General features: G+C 61.6%; 23 protein-coding genes and 1 tRNA gene. 4 read left to right on the forward strand and 20 right to left on the reverse strand.

Translation table 11 applies throughout. The features are described 5' to 3' along the window. Positions 1–93: 93 nt before the first annotated feature. Both nadA and AC07XM_RS21265 read right to left on the reverse strand, forming a co-directional pair. The gene (nadA, locus tag AC07XM_RS21260; RefSeq protein ID WP_019472564.1) at positions 94–1152 is read right to left on the reverse strand and encodes a quinolinate synthase NadA; all 1059 of its coding nucleotides are present in this window, start codon (positions 1150–1152) and stop codon (positions 94–96) included. Positions 1153–1422: 270 nt separating this feature from the next. Beyond that, a complete protein-coding gene (locus AC07XM_RS21265; protein WP_102689818.1) occupies positions 1423–2931 on the reverse strand; it encodes a YdgA family protein in 1509 nt (502 codons plus the stop codon). A 439-nt stretch (positions 2932–3370) separates the two neighbouring features. Between AC07XM_RS21265 and AC07XM_RS21270 the strand changes: the two genes are divergently transcribed. The 3 genes from AC07XM_RS21270 to AC07XM_RS21280 all read left to right on the forward strand — a co-directional run bounded on the left by AC07XM_RS21270 (position 3371) and on the right by AC07XM_RS21280 (position 7961). Continuing rightward, positions 3371–4723, forward strand: coding sequence for an APC family permease (locus AC07XM_RS21270; RefSeq protein WP_016488645.1), 1353 nt, complete (start codon positions 3371–3373; stop codon positions 4721–4723). A 66-nt stretch (positions 4724–4789) separates the two neighbouring features. After that, on the forward strand, positions 4790–6856 hold the full coding sequence (locus tag AC07XM_RS21275; RefSeq protein WP_070086902.1) for a methyl-accepting chemotaxis protein: 2067 nt from the start codon (positions 4790–4792) through the stop codon (positions 6854–6856). A 145-nt stretch (positions 6857–7001) separates the two neighbouring features. Continuing rightward, the gene (locus AC07XM_RS21280) at positions 7002–7961 is read left to right on the forward strand and encodes a cation diffusion facilitator family transporter (RefSeq protein ID WP_016488647.1); all 960 of its coding nucleotides are present in this window, start codon (positions 7002–7004) and stop codon (positions 7959–7961) included. A gap of 83 nt (positions 7962–8044) precedes the next feature. Here AC07XM_RS21280 and AC07XM_RS21285 read toward each other — a convergent pair. The 18 genes from AC07XM_RS21285 to AC07XM_RS21370 all read right to left on the reverse strand — a co-directional run bounded on the left by AC07XM_RS21285 (position 8045) and on the right by AC07XM_RS21370 (position 21768). Continuing rightward, positions 8045–8120, reverse strand: a tRNA-Lys gene (locus AC07XM_RS21285). Positions 8121–8180: 60 nt separating this feature from the next. After that, complete coding sequence (gene queC, locus AC07XM_RS21290; RefSeq protein ID WP_016488648.1) at positions 8181–8855, reverse strand: 7-cyano-7-deazaguanine synthase QueC; 675 nt, start codon at positions 8853–8855, stop codon at positions 8181–8183. 16 nt (positions 8856–8871) lie between these two features. Next, on the reverse strand, positions 8872–9519 hold the full coding sequence (gene queE / locus AC07XM_RS21295) for a 7-carboxy-7-deazaguanine synthase QueE (RefSeq protein WP_016488649.1): 648 nt from the start codon (positions 9517–9519) through the stop codon (positions 8872–8874). 168 nt (positions 9520–9687) lie between these two features. Continuing rightward, a complete protein-coding gene (gene ybgF, locus AC07XM_RS21300) occupies positions 9688–10494 on the reverse strand; it encodes a tol-pal system protein YbgF (protein ID WP_016488650.1) in 807 nt (268 codons plus the stop codon). Between the two features lie 6 nt (positions 10495–10500). Continuing rightward, entirely contained in the window at positions 10501–11001 is a 501-nt protein-coding gene (gene pal / locus AC07XM_RS21305) for a peptidoglycan-associated lipoprotein Pal (protein ID WP_012273762.1), read from the reverse strand. A gap of 54 nt (positions 11002–11055) precedes the next feature. Next, entirely contained in the window at positions 11056–12327 is a 1272-nt protein-coding gene (tolB, locus tag AC07XM_RS21310; RefSeq protein ID WP_012273763.1) for a Tol-Pal system beta propeller repeat protein TolB, read from the reverse strand. Positions 12328–12353: 26 nt separating this feature from the next. Continuing rightward, the gene (gene tolA / locus AC07XM_RS21315; protein ID WP_016488651.1) at positions 12354–13472 is read right to left on the reverse strand and encodes a cell envelope integrity protein TolA; all 1119 of its coding nucleotides are present in this window, start codon (positions 13470–13472) and stop codon (positions 12354–12356) included. Beyond that, positions 13472–13924 carry a protein TolR gene (gene tolR / locus AC07XM_RS21320; RefSeq protein WP_012273765.1) on the reverse strand — a complete coding sequence of 151 codons (453 nt, stop codon included), beginning with the start codon at positions 13922–13924 and terminating at the stop codon, positions 13472–13474. The genes tolA and tolR overlap by 1 nt, the downstream gene beginning before the upstream one ends. A 14-nt stretch (positions 13925–13938) precedes the next feature. Further along, positions 13939–14634 carry a protein TolQ gene (gene tolQ, locus AC07XM_RS21325; protein ID WP_008090219.1) on the reverse strand — a complete coding sequence of 232 codons (696 nt, stop codon included), beginning with the start codon at positions 14632–14634 and terminating at the stop codon, positions 13939–13941. Between the two features lie 2 nt (positions 14635–14636). Further along, a complete protein-coding gene (gene ybgC / locus AC07XM_RS21330) occupies positions 14637–15089 on the reverse strand; it encodes a tol-pal system-associated acyl-CoA thioesterase (protein WP_016488652.1) in 453 nt (150 codons plus the stop codon). A gap of 125 nt (positions 15090–15214) precedes the next feature. Next, the gene (ruvB, locus tag AC07XM_RS21335; RefSeq protein WP_016488653.1) at positions 15215–16261 is read right to left on the reverse strand and encodes a Holliday junction branch migration DNA helicase RuvB; all 1047 of its coding nucleotides are present in this window, start codon (positions 16259–16261) and stop codon (positions 15215–15217) included. Beyond that, positions 16258–16875, reverse strand: coding sequence for a Holliday junction branch migration protein RuvA (ruvA, locus tag AC07XM_RS21340; protein WP_016488654.1), 618 nt, complete (start codon positions 16873–16875; stop codon positions 16258–16260). The genes ruvB and ruvA overlap by 4 nt, the downstream gene beginning before the upstream one ends. 109 nt (positions 16876–16984) lie before the next feature. After that, positions 16985–17509 carry a crossover junction endodeoxyribonuclease RuvC gene (gene ruvC, locus AC07XM_RS21345; protein ID WP_016498323.1) on the reverse strand — a complete coding sequence of 175 codons (525 nt, stop codon included), beginning with the start codon at positions 17507–17509 and terminating at the stop codon, positions 16985–16987. A 184-nt stretch (positions 17510–17693) separates the two neighbouring features. Further along, positions 17694–18440, reverse strand: a complete 747-nt coding sequence (locus AC07XM_RS21350) for a YebC/PmpR family DNA-binding transcriptional regulator (RefSeq protein ID WP_023048900.1) — start codon at positions 18438–18440, stop codon at positions 17694–17696. Positions 18441–18553: 113 nt separating this feature from the next. Beyond that, positions 18554–20329, reverse strand: coding sequence for an aspartate--tRNA ligase (gene aspS / locus AC07XM_RS21355; protein WP_016488657.1), 1776 nt, complete (start codon positions 20327–20329; stop codon positions 18554–18556). Positions 20330–20422: 93 nt separating this feature from the next. After that, a complete protein-coding gene (locus tag AC07XM_RS21360) occupies positions 20423–20644 on the reverse strand; it encodes an FmdB family zinc ribbon protein (RefSeq protein ID WP_003254776.1) in 222 nt (73 codons plus the stop codon). A gap of 92 nt (positions 20645–20736) precedes the next feature. Next, positions 20737–21066 (reverse strand): ribbon-helix-helix domain-containing protein, encoded by a 330-nt coding sequence (locus tag AC07XM_RS21365; protein ID WP_016488658.1) that lies wholly within the window; start codon positions 21064–21066, stop codon positions 20737–20739. Between the two features lie 228 nt (positions 21067–21294). Further along, the gene (locus tag AC07XM_RS21370; protein ID WP_003254783.1) at positions 21295–21768 is read right to left on the reverse strand and encodes a Dps family protein; all 474 of its coding nucleotides are present in this window, start codon (positions 21766–21768) and stop codon (positions 21295–21297) included. 280 nt (positions 21769–22048) lie between these two features. Between AC07XM_RS21370 and AC07XM_RS21375 the strand changes: the two genes are divergently transcribed. After that, positions 22049–22642 (forward strand): cold-shock protein, encoded by a 594-nt coding sequence (locus AC07XM_RS21375; RefSeq protein ID WP_016488659.1) that lies wholly within the window; start codon positions 22049–22051, stop codon positions 22640–22642. The last annotated feature ends 10 nt before the right edge of the window (positions 22643–22652 follow it).

Consider the following 22652-nt stretch of genomic DNA (forward strand, 5'->3'; position numbering starts at 1 on the left):
GGCTTGCCCCGCGAAGGGGGGGGCACGCCGTGCCTGGCACCGGCTTCGCCGGTGTTCGCGGGGCAAGCCCGCTCCCACAAAGACCCAGCGATCTCAGGCGTTACCGGACAGCTTCAGGCGCGCCGCCTGGGTGAAGTCCAGCATGCGATTCAGCGGCTTGATCGCCTTGGGCACCAGGGCCGGGTCGACAAAAATCTCGTTGCTGCCATTACGCAGGCAGTCCAGCACCCGCTCCAGGGTGTTCATCGCCATCCACGGGCAGTGCGCACAGCTGCGGCATGCCGCACCGTTGCCAGCGGTGGGGGCTTCGACAAACTCCTTGTCCGGGCACAACTGCTGCATCTTGTAGAAGATGCCGCGGTCGGTGGCGACGATGAAGGTCTTGTTTGGCAGGGTTTGCGCCGCCTTGATCAGTTGGCTGGTGGACCCCACCGCATCGGCCAACTCGATCACCGCTTCAGGCGACTCGGGGTGCACCAGGATCGCTGCGTCCGGGTACAGCGCCTTCATGTCGGCCAACTGGCGCGACTTGAACTCTTCGTGAACGATGCAGGCACCGTCCCACAGCAGCATGTCGGCACCGGTCTGCTTCTGGATGTAACGGCCCAGGTGCTGGTCTGGGCCCCAGATGATGGTTTCGCCGTTATCCATCAGGCTTTCGACGATTTCCAGCGCGCAGCTTGAAGTCACCACCCAGTCGGCACGGGCCTTCACGGCAGCCGAAGTGTTGGCATAGACCACCACAGTGCGCTCGGGGTGCTGGTCGCAGAAGGCTGAGAACTCTTCAACTGGGCAGCCCAGGTCGAGCGAGCAGGTGGCCTCCAGGGTGGGCATCAGCACGCGTTTTTCCGGGGTGAGGATTTTTGCGGTTTCGCCCATGAAGCGCACACCGGCCACGATCACCGTTTCGGCCGGGTGATTTTTGCCAAAGCGGGCCATCTCCAGCGAATCGGACACGCAGCCGCCGGTTTCTTCAGCCAAGGCCTGGATGACAGGGTCGCAGTAATAGTGGGCAACCAGCACGGCGTTCTGGGCCTTGAGCTCGGCAGCGATGGCCGCACGGTATTCGGCCTCCTGCTCGGCTGTCAGCGGGTTGGGCTGCTTGGCGTCGAGGTGAGCCTGAACCAACAGGCGTTCGGAAATCTGGGTCATGATCGCTGGACCTGCAGGCGCGCGCGCGCATCAAATCGAGTGTATCACCCGGCCCTGACAGATCGGCTAAGGGTGCCGGACGGCACGCAGGCCGCCACGGCCCTCTGCGGGCGCGGATTATTATCGGAGGCCGAAGGCTACAGACAATCCAGCGATTACTAAAGTGGTTTTTGTGTTGTCACCCGAGCGACTGCAATGAGCGTTGTGTAGGAGCAGCCCTTTCGACTCAAGGCCGCTCCTACAAAACAGCGTTGCCTGACAAAGCGGGTGTCAACCCTGCGGCGACAGTGCTGCCAGGTGCGCTGCCATGAGCATGGCAAACGCTTCCACGGTCATTTTCCTGCCGTTGAAGTCGACCATGCCATCGGCATAGTGCAGGCTGCTCACCACATCGTTGCCTTCAACGGTGGCCAGGCCACTTTGCAGCGCCATCATGCCGACCATCTCCCCCGCCTGGCTCGATTGCATGGCAATCGCCTGGGCATCAGTCTGGCCATCCAGCAGCGCCTGCAAGGTCGCCAGGTCACCCATCATCGGCTTGGAGAGCGATAGCTTGCCCTTCACCTCGGTGATCAGTTGCTTGCTCAACTGGTCTGGCGGCAGATCGAAGCTGGCTGGGGCGGCGAAGGCCATCGACAGGTTGAAACGGCTCTCGCCATTGGCGGTCTTGAACGCCAGGTTTTCTATCGCCACCTTGGGCCTGGCGGCCAGCAGTTGCCGCAGGTCGCCCTGGAATTTGGCCTTCTCAGCGTCGTCCATGCGGATCTGCGGTACAGGCTGGCCAGCGGCAGACGCTGCCTCGAACTCCGGCAAGTGCGCCTGGTACCACTTCGACAACGCCTGCAATGCCGGTGCGTTGACCGAGGTGACACTCACCACCATCTGCGCCTTGCCCACCGCACGGCCATCCCAGGTCATGTCGCCGACCTTGTACTCCACGCGACCGCCCACGGTATCCGGGCCATCGAGGGCTTGCAGGACATTCTGCTCCAGGCCCTTGATCTGCAGCACCTGCTGTTTCGGCCCCAGGGTGACCTTGGTTTCGGCCAGCGCCAGGTCGACGTTACCCACATAGACAGTGTCGTGCGGGGTGGCGGCCAAGTTGCCGCCAACCTTCAGGCCTTTGAGTTCGAACGTGGCAGGCGGCTGATCATCGCGCACAAGTTTCATCACGAAACGGTCGGCCTGCCCGTGGAATTTCGAAGCCTTGCCCTCCTTGTCGCCACTGACCTCCAGCTGCATACCCGAGAAGTCGAGGCTGTTGCCGTCCGCCTCGTCAAGCTTGACCGGCGCCAGCCGGACCTGGCTGGCCACACTGCCGCCGTACCCCAGGCTGGTCTGTGCACTGATCGGGGCCTGCTCGCCTGCGGCAGCGAACCACGCGGCGGTGGCATCGTCCTTCTGCAAGGTGCTGTTGCTGACCGCCATCACCGGCATCAGCTTCAACGCCTTTACCCGCGACCAGGGAAAGGGGCCGTGCTCAATCTGGTCGGTCACGCCCACGTCGAAATTTACCACCTCGCCTTCACCCAGGTTTATGTCGCGGGCCTTGAGCCGGTACTGGGCGGTAGTGCTGAAGAAATGCTGCTCCAGCGATACCCGTTCGATGCTCATGCTGCCGCCGGTGGTCACCAGGGCCTTCTTGAGTTCGGCGTTGCTGCGGGCAACGGCGTTGTCCAGTTCGGCTGGCAGTTGCTTGCCGGTGTACCAGGCGCCAGCGGTAGATGCGACGGCAATGGCGATCGCCAGGCCGGAAAGAATGCCAACTGATTTCTTCATGAATAGAACCGATTGTCCGTAAGGGCTTCATTGGGCGAGCAAAGGCCACGCAGGAGGCGAAGATTAACACTGCGATGGAAGACGAGGGCCAGCCTTCACCGAGAAATCCATTTTTCAGAACCATCTGACACGCATCCACGGGAGGCACATTCGTTAATTTTTACGAACATTCAAATTGATCAAAACCGCAAAAAAACGCGCAAAAACCGAACAAAACCCCTTATAAATCGATAAATATTTCAATTCAGTAACATCTTGTCATGTTTAACTTGACACCAACCTACCCATCGTTTTTTATTTTCACCACTTAGCGCGTCCCCCGCGCCTTCTGCTGCTCCTACAAAAAAGGTGAACAACATGGAGCCCACCCGCTCGCCCTTGCCGTATGCGCAATACACCGTGCCCGCCGTTTACGCCCAGCACCAGGAGCCATGTCAGCATGCAGCCTGATCACAGCGCTTCCGGCAACGGCCAACTTCGCAAAACCCTGCGCCTCTGGCACGTGATCATCATTGGCCTGGCCTACCTGACCCCAATGACCGTGTTCGACACCTTCGGCATCGTCAGCGGCATCACCGCCGGCCATGTGCCCAGCGCCTACATCCTGGCGCTGGCGGGCATCCTGTTCACCGCCGTAAGCTACGGCACCCTGGTAAAACGCTTTCCGCAGTCGGGCTCGGCGTATACCTACACACAACGTGCGATCAACCCGCATGTGGGCTTCCTGGTCGGCTGGTCGTCGCTGCTGGATTACCTGCTGCTGCCGATGGTCAACGCGCTGCTGGCCAAGCTGTACCTCTCGGCCATGTTCCCTGAAGTACCAGAGTGGCTGTGGGTCGTCGGCTTCGTCACCTTGATCAGCCTGATCAACATGCGCAGCGTGAACCTGGTGGCGCACTTCAACCTGCTGTTTGTAGGCGTTCAGGTGGCGATCATCGCCGTGTTCATCTACTTGTGCGTGCGCGGCCTGGGCCAGGGTGAAGGGCTGGGCACCACCTGGAGCTTGCTGCCGTTCGCCGACAGCCAGACCCACCTCAGCGCGCTGGCTGCCGGTGCCACCATCCTGTGCTTCTCGTTCCTGGGCTTCGACGCGGTCACCTGCCTGTCCGAAGAAACCCGTGACCCGGCCAAGACGATCCCACGGGCGATCTTCCTGACCGCACTGATCGGTGGCGTGGTGTTCATCACCGTGTCGTACTTCATCCAGGCCTACTTCCCGACCATGGCGCGCTTCCACGACCAGGAAGCGGCCCTGCCGGAAATCGCCCTGTACGTCGGCGGCAAGCTGTTCCAGTCGGTATTCATCGCCTGCACCGTGATCAACACCATCGCGTCTGGCCTGGCTTCGCAAACCAGCGTGTCGCGCCTGCTGTACGTGATGGGCCGCGACAACGTGATCCCCGCCAGCCTCTTTGCCCGCCTGCACTCGCGCTACAAGACGCCGGTGCTGAACATTGCGGTGGTGGGGCTGATTTCGCTGTCAGCGATCTTCTTCGACCTGGTTACCGCGACCTCGATCATCAACTTCGGCGCACTGGTCGCATTCAGCTTCGTCAACCTGTCGGTGATCAACCACTGCTACCTGCGCGAAGGCAACCGCAAAGGCCTGGCCAACCAACTGAAGTACCTGGTGCTGCCTACCATCGGCTTCTGCATCATCGTCTCGCTGTGGCTGGACCTGAATGTGCACTCGCTGATGTTTGGCGGCATCTGGGCAACGCTCGGTTTGATCTACCTGGGCTGGCTGACCAAAGCCTTCCGGTCGGCACCGCCCAACTACATCGCCGAATGACCCACGCTGCCGACAACGCCCGCGCCTGACCGCGGGCGTTGTACTTGCCCGAAAAGGAAAGCCCTCATGCCGCTGCGTCGCCTCTCCATCCAGTGGAAGATCACCCTGCTCGCCGGCCTGTGCCTGCTGGCCATCGTCGCCTTGCTGGTGGCCACCTCGCTGACCCAGGCGCAGCGCAGCGCTGCCTTGGTCAGCCAGGCCAGCACCGCCATGCTCGACAACAGTGCGCGCCAGCGCCTGCAGGCCCACGCGCAAACCCAGGCCCTGCGGGTGCAGCGCTACTTCATGGACGCCTATCAGTACGCCAATGGCTTTGCCCGCCTGGTGCAGGTACTCAAGGCCCGAGGCGGCAGTGACCTTCGCGCCGAGCTGACGCGCCAGGCCCGTGCCAGCCTGGCCGGCAACCCGGATGTAATCGGCCTGTACCTGGTGTTCCAGCCCAACGCGCTGGACCAGCAGGACAGCCAGCACCTTGGCCAGGAGGCGATGGGTAGCAATGAACGCGGGCGTTTCTCGTTGTACTGGTCACAACCGCGCCCCGGCGCCCTGGAACTTGAAGCCATGCCGGAAGCCATGCTTGGCGATGCCAGCATTGGCAGCAACGGCGCAGCGAAGAACCGTTGGCTGACCTGCCCGCAGGACACCGCCACTACCTGCATGCTCGAACCGTACCTCGACGAGGTCAATGGCCGTCAGGTGCTGATGACCAGCATCGCCCTGCCACTGCTGGAACAGGGCAAGGTTGTCGGCGTGGTCGGCCTGGACATTGGCCTGGCCAACCTGCAGCAACTGAGCCTGGACGGCCGCCGCGAGCTGTTCGATGGCCAGGGCCATGTGAGTATTGCCAGCGCAGCCGGCCTGCTGGCTGGCAACAGTCGTGACGCCAGCGTGCTCGGTAAGCCCATGGACAATGCAGTAGCCGACGGCCTGCTGCGCGTGGCCCACCCCTTCGCCCCGATCCCTGGCGCAGCCCCTTGGCAGGTGTTGCTGGAACTGCCGGAAAGCGTGCTGCAGGCACCCGCCGTAGCCCTCAACCAGCGCCTGGACGCCCATAGCCAGAATGCCAACCTCAACAGCCTGCTGATCGGCCTTGGCGCTGCCATCGCAGGCTTGCTGCTGGTGTGGTTGACCGCACGCGGCGTCACCCGGCCAATACTGGCCGTGGCCGCACGCCTGCAAGATATTGCCAGCGGCGAAGGCGACCTCACGCGCCGCCTGGACTACGCCCGCCAGGACGAACTGGGCCAGCTCACCCACTGGTTCAACCGCTTCCTCGACAAACTGCAACCCGTCATCGCTCAGGTCAAGGGCTCGCTGCAGGAGGCCCGCGGCACCGCCGACCAGTCTGCCGCCATCGCCAGCCAGACCAGCAACGGCATGCAGCAGCAGCACCGTGAAATCGAGCAAGTGGCCACGGCGGCCAACGAGATGAGCGCCACCGCCCTGGATGTTGCACACAATGCCTCACAGGCGGCCCAGGCCGCACGGGCCGCCGACCAGGCCAGCCGCGAAGGCCTGCAACTGATCGACAGCACCCGCCAGGGCATCGACCGCCTGGCCGCCGGCATGAACACTGCCATGGACGAGGCCCGCGCACTGGAGGGTCGCAGCGGCCAGATAGGCTCGGTGCTGGAGGTGATTCGCACCATCGCCGAGCAGACCAACCTGCTGGCACTCAATGCAGCCATCGAAGCCGCCCGTGCGGGCGAAGCCGGGCGTGGTTTTGCCGTGGTCGCCGATGAGGTGCGCGGCCTGGCCCAGCGCACGCAGGTGTCGGTGGAGGAAATTCGCCAGGTCATCGAAGGCCTGCAGCAAGGCACCCAAGATGTCGTGGGCGCCATGCACGAAGGCCAGCGCCAGGCCCAGGCCAGCGCGGCACGCATGGAACAGGCGCTGCCTGCACTGCAGCGCATTGGCGAGGCGGTGACTGTGATCAGCGACATGAACCTGCAGATTGCCTCTGCGGCCGAAGAACAGAGCGCGGTGGCCGAGGAAGTGAACCGTAACGTGGCCGGCATCCGGGATGTGACAGAATCACTGGCTGGCCAGGCCGACGAATCGGCGCGCATCAGCCAGGCGCTGAACCGGCTGGCCAACCAGCAACAGGCGCTGATGGAGCAATTCCGCGTCTAACCTGCAAGGGCCCTTTCGCGGGCACGCCCGCTCCCACAGGTGCGTGGTCGCCTTCCAGGCCAACGCAGGCTCGGCGGGAGCGGGCGTGCCCGCGAAGAAGCCCGTACAGCCACCACAGCATTATCGTTTTTACTGAGCACACGTCATGCAAACCGCAACCCGATCCACCTTCTTCGACATCACCAGCGAACAGGGCCTGTTACGCACCTCGATTGCCGTCACCCTGTTCATCGCCACCATCGGCATCGCCTTCGGCCTGGCCTCCGGCTCATTCTCCATCGTCTTCGACGGCGTGTACTCGCTGGTCGACGCCAGCATGAGCGGCCTTTCACTTGTAGTGGTCAAGCTGATTACCTCGCACACCACCAGCGTGCAGATGTCACGCAAGCTGCGTGAGCGTTTCACCATGGGCTTCTGGCACCTGGAACCGATGGTCCTGGCACTCAACGGCATCCTGCTTAGCGGCGTGGCCATCTACGCGCTGATCAACGCCGTCAGCAGCCTGTTGCAAGGCGGGCGTCACCTGGAGTTCGGTATTGCCATGGTCTATGCCGTGCTGACCGTAATCACCTGCGTGACCATCGCCGTCGTCGAAGCCCGCGCCAACCGCAAGCTGAAGTCAGACTTCGTGCGCATGGACGTCAAGGGCTGGGTGATGTCGGCCAGCATCACCGCCGCGTTGCTGATCGCCTTCTGCTTTGGTTACGCGGTGCAAGGCACATCGCTGGAGTGGGTGTCGCCGTACATCGACCCGGCGGTGCTGGCGCTGGTGTGCCTGGTGATCATTCCGCTGCCGCTGTCGGTGGTCCGCCAGGCGCTGTCTGAAATCTTTCTGGTTACCCCCGGCGACCTCAAGCTGCACGTCGATGAAGTGGCCAAGGCCTTTGTCGCCCGCCACGGGCTGCAGTCGTACCGTGCCTATGTCGCCAAGGTTGGGCGCTCACGAGAGATTGAGCTGTATTTCATCGTGCCAAAGACAATGGCCGCAAAGACCATCGATGAATGGGATACGTGGCGCAACGAGATTGGTGATGCAGTAGGCGGTGAAGGGCCGGACCGCTGGCTGACGGTGGTATTCACAGGCGACCCCGAGTGGGCCGAGTAAGCTGGGAGCGCTGTGCGCCCCAGGATCGCGAAAACGAAAAAGCCCGCGACCATTTCTGGTAGCGGGCTTTGACGTACTGCGTATGGTGGGTCGTGTAGGATTCGAACCTACGACCAATTGGTTAAAAGCCAACTGCTCTACCAACTGAGCTAACGACCCGATTGATGGCGCGTATAATACTGATTTCTAAAGAGAAATCAATACCCCATCACATTTTTTTCAAACATACCGCGTAGGGTCTGGTACCTCAGCCGCCTTGAAGCCGTCGGCGCGCAGGCGGCAGCTGTCGCATTTGCCACAGGCGCGGCCATCATCGTCGGCCTGGTAGCAGGAAACGGTCAGGCTGTAATCCACGCCACGGGCCATGCCGGCCTGCACGATCTGCGCCTTGCTCATGTTTTGCAGCGGCGCCTGAATACGGAAGCCCTGCCCTTCTACGCCCGCCTTGGTAGCCAGGTTGGCCATGCGCTCGAAGGCTTCGACAAACTCGGGACGGCAATCGGGATAACCGGAGTAATCCACGGCATTGACGCCGATGAAGATGTCACGCGCCTCCAGCACTTCTGCCCAGCCCAGGGCCAGCGACAGGAACACGGTATTTCGCGCCGGCACGTAGGTGACCGGGATGCCTTCGCTTGGGGCTTCAGGTACGTCGATGCTGCTGTCGGTCAACGCCGAACCACCGATACCGTCGAGGTTCAGGCCGATTACCTTGTGCTCGACCACGCCCAGGTCCCGGGCGACACGGGCAGCTGCATTCAGCTCGGCACGGTGGCGTTGGCCATAGTCGAAGCTCATGGTGTAGCAGCTGTAGCCTTCGGCCTTGGCCATGGCTACGACGGTGGCGGAATCAAGGCCGCCAGACAGCAGGATTACCGCGCGTTTCTCAGTCATGTGCTTTTACTCTCAATCAACGTCCGGGTTCGTCGTTCCACAGCAGCTTGTGCAACTGCAGCTGGAAACGTACGGGCAGGTTGTCGGCAACGATCCAGTCGGCCAGGTCGCTTGCGCTCACCTGGTGGTGGCTTGGCGAAAACAGCACCTCGCCGGCGCGCTCGGCCAGGTTGTACTGGATCAACTTGGAGACAGCCCAGTCATAGTCCTCGCGCGAGCAGATGACGAACTTGACCTGGTCGTTGCGGGTGAGCTGCTCGATGTTCTCGTAGCGGTTACGGTGGGACTCTTCCGACCCAGGGGTCTTGAGGTCGACCACACGGCTGACGCGCACATCGGTGCCCGAGATATCCAGGGCGCCACTGGTCTCCAGCGAGACCTCATAGCCGGCGTCGCACAGTCGTTGCAGCAACGGCAAGGCATTCGGCTGGGCCAGCGGCTCGCCACCTGTCACGCACACGTAGCGAGGCTTGAAGCCGGCAACCTGCTCAAGGATCGAATCGAGGGTACGAACAGTGCCGCCAGTGAAGGCATAGGCACTGTCGCAGTACTGGCAGCGCAGGGGGCAGCCGGTAAGGCGCACGAATACGGTGGGCAGGCCAGCCGTTCGCGTTTCACCCTGCAAAGAGTAAAAGACTTCTGTGATGCGTAATGTGTCTTGCATGCTCGCCACGGGCGTGACAGCTAAACAGGCTGTCCGCCTCCGTCAGGCACTGTCGCGGACTCGACATGGCGTTATCCGCAGCAGCGTGTTTACGAAAAAAGGGCAGTGATTCTAACGAAAAAACCCGCGACTGGCGCGGGTTTCTTTCGAGCGGTACAGCTGCAGGGCTCAGAGCTTCTGCAAGTCACGCTGGGCCAGCTGCGCGGCGGAGGTGCCGGGGTACTGGGTGATGACCTGCTGCAGGATGCCCTTGACCTTGTCGGTGTGGCCCATGCGGCGCTCGACATCGGCCAGTTTGTACAGCGAATCCGGCACCTTGCTGTGCTTGGGATACTTCTGGCTGACCTGGGCGAAGGCCTGGCTGGCAGCCGGAAGGTCGCCTTTGGCCAGGTTCACTTCACCCAGCCAGTACTGGGCGTTGCCGGCGTACTGGCTGTTGGGGTACTTGCGCAGGAAGGCATTGAAGGCCTGGCTGGCCTTGTCGAAGTCTTTCTGCTTGATCAGGTCGAAAGCAGCATCGTAGTAGAGCTTTTCTTTCGCGGGATCACCAGGCTCGCTACTGGCGGCCGGTTGTTGCGCAGCAGCACCAGCTGCTGCAGCGGGGGCGGCATTTGAAGCACCACCACCGGAGGAATTGTCAGGGGTCGCGGCAGGTGCAGCGCCACTGTTGATGCGACGGTCCAGGTCCTGGTATCGCTCCAGGTTTTCCTGCTTCATGCGCGACACATCGTTCTGCAGCTCTTCGATGATGCCTTGCTGGCGGGAAAGCTGGTCCTGCATCTGTTGCAGCTGCATGAACAGCTGGCCCTGTGCAGAGGCAGGGGCCGAAGCCCCTGACCCGGCATAGGCGCCGCTCGTGCCATAACCCACAGGCGGATAGCTGCCTGCGTTGTCATCTACTACAGGGACCTCAGCCCAGGCCGCGAGCGGCAGGCTGAGTGCGAGGACGGTTACTACACGGCGGCACATACGCATAAGAACTTACTTACGCAGTTCTACGCGACGGTTTTGAGCCCAGGATTGCTCGTCGTTGCCAGTGGCAACAGGACGCTCTTCACCGTAGGAGACCAGTTCCAGCTGAGCAGGGGAAACACCCTGCAGAACCAGGTAGCGTTGAACGGCCTTGGCACGACGCTCACCCAGAGCCATGTTGTACTCGCGGGTGCCGCGCTCGTCGGTGTTGCCTTCCAGGACAACGCGGTTGCCGTTGGACTTCAGGTCCTTGGCGTGAACGTCCAGAGCGCGCATGGCTTCTGGCTTCAGGTCCGAGCTGTCGTATTCGAAGTAGAAGGTGGTGATTGCGCGCAGGGCGGCTTCTTCGCTCAGGGAGCCGTCAACAGCGCCAGTGTTGGCACCGTAGCCAGCGTTCGGATCTACAGCAGCGCCTTCGCCCGCGTTGTCACCGCCCTTCGAGGAGCAACCTACAGCTACAGCCATGGCCAGAGCCAGCGCAGCGAATTTACCAAACTTCAGCATTTCCATCGTGAAACTCCTAATGAAACCCCAGTGTGTTAAGCAAAACGTATTACGCCGCAATCAGTTCAGGTAAGGGGACCAGGACGGTTCTCTGACTTCGCCTTGAGCGGTAGGAAGTGGGAGCCTCACGCGGCCATTAAGCGACACGAGCATCAAGACTCCCCGGCCCTGCTGGCGGGTGGCGTAGATTAGCATGGTGCCGTTTGGCGCAACAGTGGGAGACTCATCAAGACTTGTTTCCGAGAGAATCTTTACACTTCCGCGTTGCAAGTCCTGTGCCGCCACTTTGAAGTTGGTAAAGCCCTGTTGGCGATGGATCATCACCAGGGTCTTTTCGTCAGCCGACAGTTTCGGGTTGGCGTTGTAGTTACCCACGAAGGTGACGCGCTCGGCACCACCACCGCTGACCGATTGTTTGTAGATCTGCGGCTTGCCGCCACGGTCGGACGTGAAGTAAAGGGTATTGCCGTCTTTACCCCAGAACGGCTCGGTGTTGATACCCGGGCCTGCGGTAACTCGGCTGATCTGGCGCGACGCCACGTTCATCACATAGATGTCAGGGTTGCCGTCCTTCGACAGCACGAACGCCAGGCGCGAACCATCAGGCGACCAGGCTGGCGCACCGTTCAGGCCTTCGAAGTTGGTCACCTGCTCGCGGCGGCCAGTGTCGATGTTCTGAATGAAGATGCGCGGACGCTTCTGCTCGAACGACACATAGGCGATACGCTTGCCATCCGGTGCAAAGCGAGGCGACAGGATCGGCTCGCGCGATTGCAGCAGGGTGACCGCACGCGCACCGTCGTAGTCCGAACGCTGCAGCGTGTAGCGGGTGTTGTTGGTGGAGAAACGCTCGGCGGTCACGTACAGCATACGGGTTGAGAACGCGCCCTTGATGCCGGTGAGCTTCTCGAACGACTGGTCGGCAATGTAGTGCGCCATATCACGCAACTGGTCGGTGCTGCCCGCCACGCTACCGGTCAGCACTTGCTGCTCGGTGGCGACGTTGAACAGCGCGTACTGTACCTGCAGGCGACCGCCGGACGGCACGATGCTGCCAACCATCACGTACTGGGCACCCAGTGCTTTCCAGTCACGGAAGATCACTTCGCTGGCCTGCGACGGCTGGCTGATCATGTTCTGCCGCGGAATCGGCGAGTAGTACCCGGAGTTGCGCAGATCGTTGCCGATGATATCGGCAATGTCTTCGGGCAGCACGCTGCCGCCCTGCAAGCCGAACGGCACTACCGCGATGGGTGTTGCCCGGTCGCTGCCGCTGGTGACCAGGATGTTCTTTTCCTCTGCCACCGCCATGCCTGCCACGCAGCAGAGCATGACCAGCAGTCCTCTCAGACGTTTAATCACAACGCTAGATCCTCAGGTGTAAATGTCATCTTGAACGAACGATATTGGTTGAAATCGCTCGGCTTCATACCCTGCATCTCGGTCAAACGACCAATGTTCTTCACCGCAGCCACCGCCGAACTGTCATACGGGCCGTCACCACTGGAACGGGCCACGCTGACACTGGTGATGGTGCCGTCCGGCAACATGTTGATCTGCAGGACCACCGTCATGCCCTTGCGCGCGGAAGGCGGACGTGCCCAGCCCTCGGCCGCGCGCATGCGGATCAGGTCGTCGAAGTCGCCGGCCACCTGGTCACCCTGCTCGTCGGCCAGCGCCTGCTGCCGCTCGGTGGTGTCGGACAACAGCTCGGCCAAGGCCTGGGCTTTTTTGTCTTCTGCCGCCTTGCGGGCCGCTTCCTGTGCCTTTTTCTTCTGGGCGTCTGCAGCGGCCTTTTTCTTGGCCTCTTCAGCTGCCTTTTTCTTGGCGTCCTCGGCCGCCGCTTTCTTCTTGGCGTCCTCGGCTGCTTTCTTCTTGGCCTCTTCGGCTGCCTTTTTCTTGGCGTCCTCGGCGGCTTGCTTCTTCGCCTCTTCAGCGGCCTCTTTCTTGGCCTCTTCTTCGGCTTTTTTCTTGGCTTCTTCCTCGGCCTTTTTCTTGGCGATGTCGGCCTGCTGCTTCTCGGCGGCCTTCTTAGCCTCTTCGGCCTTCTTGGCTTCTGCGGCTTTCTTGGCCTCGGTAGCCTTGGCGGCTTCGGCAGCCTTGGCAGCGTCCTCGGCTTTTTTCGCCTCGGCGGCTTCGCGAGCCTCTTCGGCCTTTTGAGCGGCGTCGGCCTTCTTTTGTTCCGCGGCCTTCACGGCCTCCTGTTCGACCTTCTTCTGCTCCAGTTGCTCGACCTCGGTCTGGCGCGAAGCGGTTTTCTTCGCCTCCCCGGCAATCTTCTGATTGGTCTGGGTGGTCGCCTGGCTCTTGGATTTGAGCTGGTACAGGGTAGCCTGAACAATCGGCTTGGAAGGCGGCAGTTCTGGCGTCATGGCAAAACTGACGAACAGCATGGCGAACACCAGCACATGCAGGCCGATGGCCCAGACACTGGGCCAGAAGTAGCTTTCCGAGGCGGATGGCTCTCGCTGTTGCATCAGGGCGCCTCGGTAATCAGGCCAACGTTACCGACACCGGCCTTCTGCAACCCGCCCATGGCACCCATGACCGCGCCATAGTCGACAGCCTTGTCGCCACGAATGAACACCTGGGTTTGCTTGCCCTGGTCACGGCCGGCAGCAATGATCTTGGTCACTGCATTGGTCATGTCAGGCAAGGTCATGGCCTTGTCCATCTGCTTGTCGGTATCGACTTCGCTGCCAAGGTTCCAGTAGTAGGTTTTGTCGGCCTTGATGGAAATGGTGAGGATCTGGACGTTGTTGTCCTGCGGCAAGGCTTCACTGGAAACCTTGGGCAGGTCGACCTTCACGCCCTGGTTGAGCATGGGCGCCGTCACCATGAAGATGACCAGCAGCACCAGCATCACGTCGATGTAGGGCACCACGTTCATCTCGGCGACGGGCTTGCGTTTGTGGCGAACTCGGGCCATGGGCTTCTACCTGATTACTCTTCGCTGGTGTGCACTTTGCGGTGCAGGATCGCCTGGAACTCGTCGGCGAAGGTGTAGTAACGACCGATCAGCACTTCGCTGCGCGCGGCAAAACGGTTGTAGGCGATTACCGCCGGGATTGCTGCAAACAGGCCAATGGCGGTGGCGATCAGCGCTTCGGCGATCCCCGGGGCAACGGTTGCCAGGGTGGCCTGCTGGGCACTGGCCAGGCCGCGGAAGGAGTTCATGATGCCCCATACGGTACCAAACAGGCCGATGTACGGGCTGGTGGAACCGACGGTGGCCAGGAACGGCAGGCTCTGCTCGAGTTTTTCTTCCTCGCGCGAGATGGCAACGCGCATGGCACGGCCAACGCCTTCCATGACCGCGTCAGGGTCAACGCCCGGCTGCTGACGCAGGCGCGAGAACTCTTTGAAGCCGGCACGGAAGACCTGCTCCACGCCAGAATCCGGGTCGGGGTTGCTGCCTGCCTGGCGGTACAGCTTGGACAGGTCGATGCCCGACCAGAAGCGCTCCTCGAAGGCATCCAGCGCACGACGACCAGCGCGCAGCATGGTGCTGCGCTGAAAGATCATGATCCATGAGGTGACCGAGGCGGCCACCAGAATCAGCATTACCAGCTGTACCACCACGCTGGCATTGCTGACCAGACTCCACATGGAGGTATGGTCGACGACGTTAGCTTCCACGCTTATTCTCCTGCATTCGATTGATTACCCGAGCCGTCCGCCGCAAAGGCGTCGCGCAGCTGGGGGGGTATGGCTCGGGGTTTGAAAGTGTCGGCGCGCACGGCGGCCACCAGGAACTGCCCTTCGCAAAGCAGCGTTTCATCCTTTTCCCGCCAGACCTGCTGTACAAAACGCAGGCTGGCGCGATTGAGTTCAAGTACGTGCGCGGTCACCCGCAATTCGTCATCCAGCCGCGCCGGCGCGTGATAACGCGCTTCGCTGGAATGGACCACGAACAGCAGGTTGTCTTCAGCCAGCTGCGACTGGGAAAACCCCAGGTGCCGCAAGCGTTCGGTGCGCGCGCGCTCCATGAATTTCAGGTAGTTGACGTAATACACCACACCGCCCGCATCGGTATCTTCGTAATAGACGCGACAACGGTGTGCGAACGGTTCGAGCTGATTTTGCGCGCGCATACTCTAGTGCTTACTCCTCAGCTTGCCAATCCGCTGTGGCAACTGTTTTTTCTTCATTAATGTCTTATTGCCAGCGCACCCTTGGCATGCCAGCGGTAGGACCACGAAAAGTCGCTTTTGATCTGTCATTCATCGCCTGGCTCGGAAAAATCACCGCCCTCCCCCAAACGCCCGGGAATATTCAGGCCAAAGTGCAGGTAGGCATGCCGGGTGACCACGCGACCGCGCGGCGTGCGCATGATGTAGCCCTGCTGGATCAGGTACGGCTCCAGCACATCTTCGATGGTATGGCGCTCTTCGCTGATGGCCGCAGCCAGGTTGTCCACCCCTACCGGGCCGCCATCGAACTTCTCGATCATGGTCAGCAGCAGGCGGCGGTCGGAATGGTCGAAGCCACGTTCGTCGACATCCAGCAGGTTCAGCGCCATGTCGGCCACGGCCTTGGTGATCTGGCCCTTGCCGCGTACCTCGGCGTAGTCGCGCACGCGGCGCAGCAGGCGGTTGGCGATACGCGGAGTGCCGCGGGCACGTCGGGCAATCTCGTAGGCGCCCTGGTCTTCGATGACCAGGCCAAGGATGTTGGCCGAACGGCTGACGATGGTGGCCAGGTCCTTGTCGCTGTAGAACTCCAGGCGCTGGACAATACCGAAGCGGTCACGCAACGGGTTGGTGAGCATGCCGGCACGGGTGGTAGCCCCTACCAGGGTGAACGGTGGCAGGTCGAGTTTGATCGAGCGGGCCGCCGGGCCTTCGCCGATCATGATGTCGAGCTGGAAGTCCTCCATGGCCGGGTAGAGCACCTCTTCGACAACCGGTGACAAGCGGTGGATCTCGTCGATGAACAGCACGTCGTGCGGTTCGAGGTTGGTCAGCATGGCTGCCAGGTCGCCCGGGCGCTCGAGGATCGGCCCCGAGGTGCTTTTTACCGACACGCCCATTTCATGGGCAATGATGTTGGCAAGAGTAGTCTTGCCCAGCCCGGGCGGGCCAAAAATCAGCGTGTGGTCAAGCGACTCGCTGCGGCCACGGGCGGCCTGGATGAACAGTGCCATCTGCTCGCGCACCACCGGCTGGCCGATATAATCGTCCAGGCTCAGCGGGCGAATCGCACGGTCCTGGACCTCTTCGCGGTCGCGGCCACTGGCGGCAATCAGGCGGTCGGCTTCGATCACTTGGTAATCATCCCTTTCAGGCTGCGGCGGATCAGCTCTTCACTGCCAAGGCCGGCCTTGTCCTTGATCGCAGCGATTGCCTTGCTCGCTTCCTGCGGCTTGTAACCCAGCGATACCAAAGCACTGACGGCATCTGCCTCGGCGCTGGACTCGCTGGCGGCTGGCAACGGGCCATCGGACACCAGGGTGAACATGGCCGGCGAGGTTTCCCAGGCCTTGAAACGGTCCTTGAGCTCGACCAGCAGGCGTTCGGCGGTTTTCTTGCCGACGCCGGGCACGCGCACCAGGGCCGACGTGTCCTGGGCCTGCACGCAGCGGACCAGCTCGTCGACTTCCAGGCCGGACATCAGCGCCAATGCCAACTTGGGACCCACGCCATTGAGCCGGATAAGCTCGCGGAACAGCTCACGCTCGCGCTTTTCGGCAAACCCATAGAGCAAGTGGGCGTCTTCGCGCACGACCAGATGGGTGTGCACGGTGACGGGTTCGCCCACCTTGGGCAGACGGTACAGCGTAGTCATGGGAACTTCCAGTTCGTAACCCACGCCGTTGACGTCGATAATCAGGTGCGGCGGCTGTTTCTCCGCCAGGGTGCCGCGCAAACGTCCAATCACGTTCCGATCCTTCCTCTCGGGGAGCCGGTCAAAGACCGCTCAACCCTATCAGCAAATGCAACGGGTGAACGCATCACCCGCACAAAATGTGTATCAGCGCATGAAGCGCCTACAGACGCAAGCGCCCGCCGCGCCGCCGCGCCGTGGCCAGGCCATGGGGCACCAGGCTGGAACGGGTGTGGGCGTGGCACAGGGCGATAGCCAGGGCGTCCGAGGCGTCGATCTGCGGCTTTTGCGTCAGTTTCAGCAGGTGCATGACCATCATCATCACCTGCTCCTTGTTGGCCCCACCGGTCCCAGCCACCGCTTGCTTGACCTGGGTGGCGCTGTATTCAGCGATTTCGAGCCCGGCTTCGGCGGCAGCGACGATAGCCGCGCCGCGGGCCTGGCCGAGCTTTAGCGCCGAATCGGCATTGCGGGCCATGAACACCCGCTCGATGCCCATGGTCACCGGTTCATGCTGGGCGATGATTTCACTGACACCACGAAAAACGATCTGCAGCCGCTCGTGCAGCTCGCCGCTGCCGGTGCGGATGCAGCCCGACGCCACGTACTCGCAACCACGGGCGGTCTGGCGTACTACGCCGTAGCCGGTGATGCGCGAACCGGGGTCGATACCAAGAATCAGAGTCATAGTGCCTGTCGTAAAAATGATGCGTCTTTGCAAACTGTACCGGCCCTTTCGCGGGTAAACCCGCTCCCACAGGTACTGCACCGCATTCGAACGCGGTGCAGTACCTGTGGGAGCGGGTTTACCCGCGAAAGGGCCGGTACAGGCACTGAAAACTCAAAGAGCCGGCGTGGATCGCCAGGTCACCTTAGCCGAGGTTTTCCATGATCTCGTCGGAAATCTGGGCATTGGAGTAGACGTTCTGCACGTCATCCAGGTCTTCGAGCATGTCGATCAGCTTGAGCACCTTTTCAGCACCGTCCTGGTCGAGCTCGGCGCTGGTGGTCGGCTGCATGACGATTTCCGCGTCCGCAGCCTTGAAACCCGCCTCTTCCAGGGCATTGCGCACGGCGTAGAAGCTGTTGAATGAAGTGAACACGTCGAACGAGCCGTCATCGTTGGCCACCACATCGTCGGCATCGGCTTCCATCGCCGCTTCCATCAACGCGTCTTCTTCCACACCCGGGGCAAAGCTGAGCTGGCCTTTGCGCTCGAACAGATAGGCCACCGAACCGTCAGTGCCCAGGTTGCCGCCACACTTGGTGAAGGCATGACGCACGGCGGCGGCGGTACGGTTGCGGTTGTCGGTCATGGCTTCGACCATGATCGCCACGCCACCCGGGCCATAACCTTCGTAGCTGAGCTCTTCGACGTTGTCGCTTTCATTGGTGCCAGCACCACGGGCCACGGCTCGGTCGATGATATCGCGGCTCATGTTGGCGCCCAGGGCCTTGTCCAGTGCCAGGCGCAGGCGCGGGTTGGATGCCGGGTCAGGGCCGCCCTGCTTGGCAGCGACCGTCAGTTCGCGGATCCACTTGGTGAAGACCTTGCCTCTCTTGGCATCCTGGCGCTCTTTGCGGTGCTTGATGTTCGCCCACTTGGAATGACCAGCCATAACGACTCCGAATCCTTTGAATCACAAACAGCCCCGCCCCTGTACGGGGCGGGACGGGAAAATACCTGCGCCGAAACGCAAAGGCGCATCCATGTGGATGCGCCCGGGACCGCTTACTCGACCTTGGTCTGTTCGCGCAGTCGAATGTGCAGCTCGCGCAGGGCCTTGGCGTCGACCAGGCCAGGGGCCTGGGTCATGACGCACGCGGCGCTCTGGGTTTTCGGGAAGGCGATCACTTCACGGATCGACTGGGCGCCGGTCATCAACATGACCAAGCGGTCCAGGCCGAAGGCCAGGCCACCGTGAGGTGGCGCACCGAACTTCAGGGCGTCGAGCAGGAAGCCGAACTTCTCTTCCTGTTCTGCTGCCTCGATGCCCAGCAGGCGGAATACTGCCTGCTGCATCTCTTTACGGTGGATACGGATCGAACCGCCGCCCAGCTCGGTGCCGTTCAGGACCATGTCGTAGGCACGCGACAGCGCGGTGGCCGGGTTGGCTTCGAGCTCTTCCGGCGTGCACTTCGGCGCGGTGAACGGGTGGTGCAGCGCGGTAAAGCTGCCGTCTTCGTTCTCTTCGAACATCGGGAAGTCGACGACCCACATCGGCGCCCACTCGCAGGTCAGCAGCTCGAAATCGTGACCCAGACGGATACGCAGGGCGCCCAGGGCTTCGCTGACCACCTTGAACTTGTCGGCACCGAAGAACACGATGTCGCCGTCTACAGCGCCAACGCGGTCGAGGATGTTGTTGAGGTTGGCCTCAGGGATGTTCTTGACGATAGGCGACTGCAGGCCTTCGACACCCTTGGCGCGCTCGTTGACCTTGATGTAGGCCAGGCCCTTGGCACCGTAGATGCCGACGAACTTGGTGTACTCGTCGATCTTGCTGCGCGGCATGCTGGCACCGCCTGGCAGGCGCAGAGCGGTCACGCGGCACTTCGGATCGTTGGCCGGGCCTGCGAACACCTTGAAGTCGACATCCTTCAGCTGGTCGGCAACGTCGACCAGTTCCAGCGGGTTACGCAGGTCTGGCTTGTCGGAACCGTAACGGCGCATGGCCTCTTCGAAGGTCATGTGCGGGAATTCGCCGAATTCCAGGTCCAGCACTTCCTTGAACAGCTTGCGGATCATGCTCTCGGTCAGGCCCATGATCTCGCTTTCATCGAGGAAGCTGGTCTCGATGTCGATCTGGGTGAATTCCGGCTGGCGATCAGCACGCAGGTCTTCGTCACGGAAGCACTTGGCGATCTGGTAGTAGCGGTCAAAGCCGGCGACCATCAGCAGCTGCTTGAACAGCTGGGGCGACTGCGGCAGCGCGAAGAAGCTACCGGCGTGGGTACGGCTTGGCACCAGGTAGTCACGCGCACCTTCCGGAGTGGCACGGGTAAGGATCGGCGTTTCGACGTCGAGGAAGCCGTTGTCGTCCATGAAGCGACGGATGCTGCTGGTGATGCGCGAACGCAGGCGCAGCTTTTCAGCCATTTCCGGGCGACGCAGGTCGATGAAACGGTAGCGCAGGCGGGTTTCCTCGCCGACGTCGGAGAACTCGTTCAACGGGAACGGCGGGGTTTCCGCCTCGTTGAGCACGGTGAGCTGGTAGCCGAGGATCTCGATGGCACCGGAAGCCATGTTGGCATTCACTGCACCTTCTGGACGCTTGCGGACCTTGCCGGTGACCTGTACGACATACTCGCTGCGCACGCGGTCGGCGGCGGCGAAGGTTTCGGCGCGATCCGGGTCGAACACGACCTGGGCCATGCCTTCGCGGTCACGGATGTCGAGGAAGATCACCCCGCCGTGGTCGCGGCGACGATGGACCCAGCCGCAAAGGGTGACTTCCTGGCCGTCCAGGCTCTCGTTCAGTTGGCCGCAATAATGGCTGCGCATCATGATGGTGGTTTCGCTTCTCGTGATTCGTGTATTCGGTGGAGGCCTTGGCCGCCCAGAGGGCTAATACTGCAAGACCCGGTCACAGCATTCAACTCAGTCGGCTTTGTCGCCGCCTGCCAGATTCTTTTTCGCCCCGGTCTTGAAGTCGGTTTCGTACCAACCATTACCGCTCAGGCGGAAGCCTGGCACCGACAGCAGCTTCTTCAGCGCCGGCGCCTGGCAAGCCGGGCAATCGGTCAGCGGCGCGGCGCTGATCTTTTGCAGCACTTCCATGCGGTGCTCGCAGGACGCACATTGATAGTCATAAAGGGGCATGGGTGTCTCTCGTCAACCATAACGCTGGCTGCCAGGGCAGCAAAAAGCGGGATTATATATGGTTACCAAGCACTGCGCAGCCCGCCAGGCGATCAGCGCACACTTGGCGGGTCTTGCAGCCAGGCAACGCAGATTACCCGAATCAGCCCACTGAAGTTGCGCACTCCACCCTGGCGCAGGTGCACTTCGCGGTCCACGTAGGACAACACCGCACTGACCGAACAGCGGTTGGCGGCGGCGATGCGTTCCAGGATGCCCCAGTAGACGGCCTCCAGGCGCAGACAGGTGGAAAAACCGTTGAGCCGCACCGAACGCGACACCGGCTGCGTCTGCAACATATCGAAATCTGCCTTGAACGGATCAATGCACTGTTTTCCTGGCCAGCTTCCCTGACCAGCCACACGCTTGCTCGCTTGCATCATGCGCCCTACTTCCTCGTCACCGGTAACAGGTGACCAATGAAGCGCCGGGCGGCAGGTTTAAAGCAGCAGCAAAGTCTTCCCGCACAAACACTCGAGTCCGGAGCGCGAGGAAAACACTGTGGGAGCGGGCTTGCCCCGCGAACACCGGCAAAGCCGGTGCCATACACCGCGTGGCCTCATTCGCGGGACAAGCCCGCTCCCACAGGTTTTGTCACAGCGCTGGGGTATTTATTTCCCGTCGAGCAACACGCGCAGCATCCACGCGGTTTTTTCGTGAACCTGCATGCGCTGGGTCAGCAAGTCGGCGGTTGGCTCATCACTGACTTTGTCCACTACCGGGAAGATGCTACGGGCAGTTCGCACCACGGCCTCCTGGCCCTGGACCAGCTGGCGGATCATCTCGTCCGCCGGGGGTACGCCTTCCTCCTCCTTGATCGAGGAGTGCCGCGCATAAAATGCATACGACCCTGGCGCAGGGAAACCCAGTGCACGGATGCGCTCGGCAATCGAATCGACTGCCAGCGCCAACTCGTTGTACTGCTCTTCGAACATCAGGTGCAGGGTGCGGAACGACGGGCCGGTAACGTTCCAGTGAAAGTTATGGGTTTTCAGATACAGCACGTAGGTATCCGACAACAGGCGAGACAGCCCATCGACGATGGACTTGCGATCTTCTTCACTGATACCGATATCGATTGCCATTGAAGTTCCCCTTTCCATAAGGCTTGAGACTCAAGCGGACGCCGACCACTGTAGCAACACTTTACCCACACCGCCTGTGACATGGCGCAACACATCGCCCACTGAGGCCTGCGGTTTGAGTAGGCTTCGGCTTTGCTGTTAAATAGGCACCGTGCCACCCGTGCGGACTGTTATTGCCGGGTGCATAGGCTGGCTTGTCACGTGTTCGCGCTTTACACCTCATGCGCACCGTACTGCCCGCTCTTCCTGTGATCGGCCTTATCAACTGTGAGCCAACCCCATGTTCAAGATCGTCCATCTGGTGACGGGCGTGGCAGCCTTGCTGCTATCGCTCATACCCAGCCTGAAAACCGATGCGACACCCTTCCTGCAACAACCCGACGCGGTTTACCTTGCCCTGCTCGGCCTGCTCAACCTGGTCCTGGCGCCGGTCGTGCCGCTGTACTACCGCGGCGCCCGCCAGCAGTTGCAACACCTTGCCTGCGCCCTGCTGGTGGTGGCGGTGGTGCTGCAAACCCTGACGCTGCTGGCCCGCCCGGAAATGGGCAACCTTGCTGCGCTGGTCTGTGCGGCACTGGCTGTGGCCCTGCACCTGGCTGTGGGTTTTGCCCGCAGCCCGCGCAAGGCACGCAGCAGCCAGCATGCCGCCCAGGATGCTGGCAACCGTGATACCGGCACGGTGAAGTGGTTCAACACCTCGAAAGGCTTTGGTTTCATCTCCCGCGATTCGGGCGATGACATCTTTGTGCACTTTCGTGCCATACGCGGCGAAGGCCACCGGATCCTGGTCGAAGGCCAGCGCGTGGAGTTTTCGGTGATGCACCGGGACAAGGGCCTGCAGGCCGAAGACGTGGTTGCGGTAACACGCCGCTAACCTGTGCAGG

It is taken from the genome of Pseudomonas sp. GW460-LB5 (assembly GCF_059423245.1).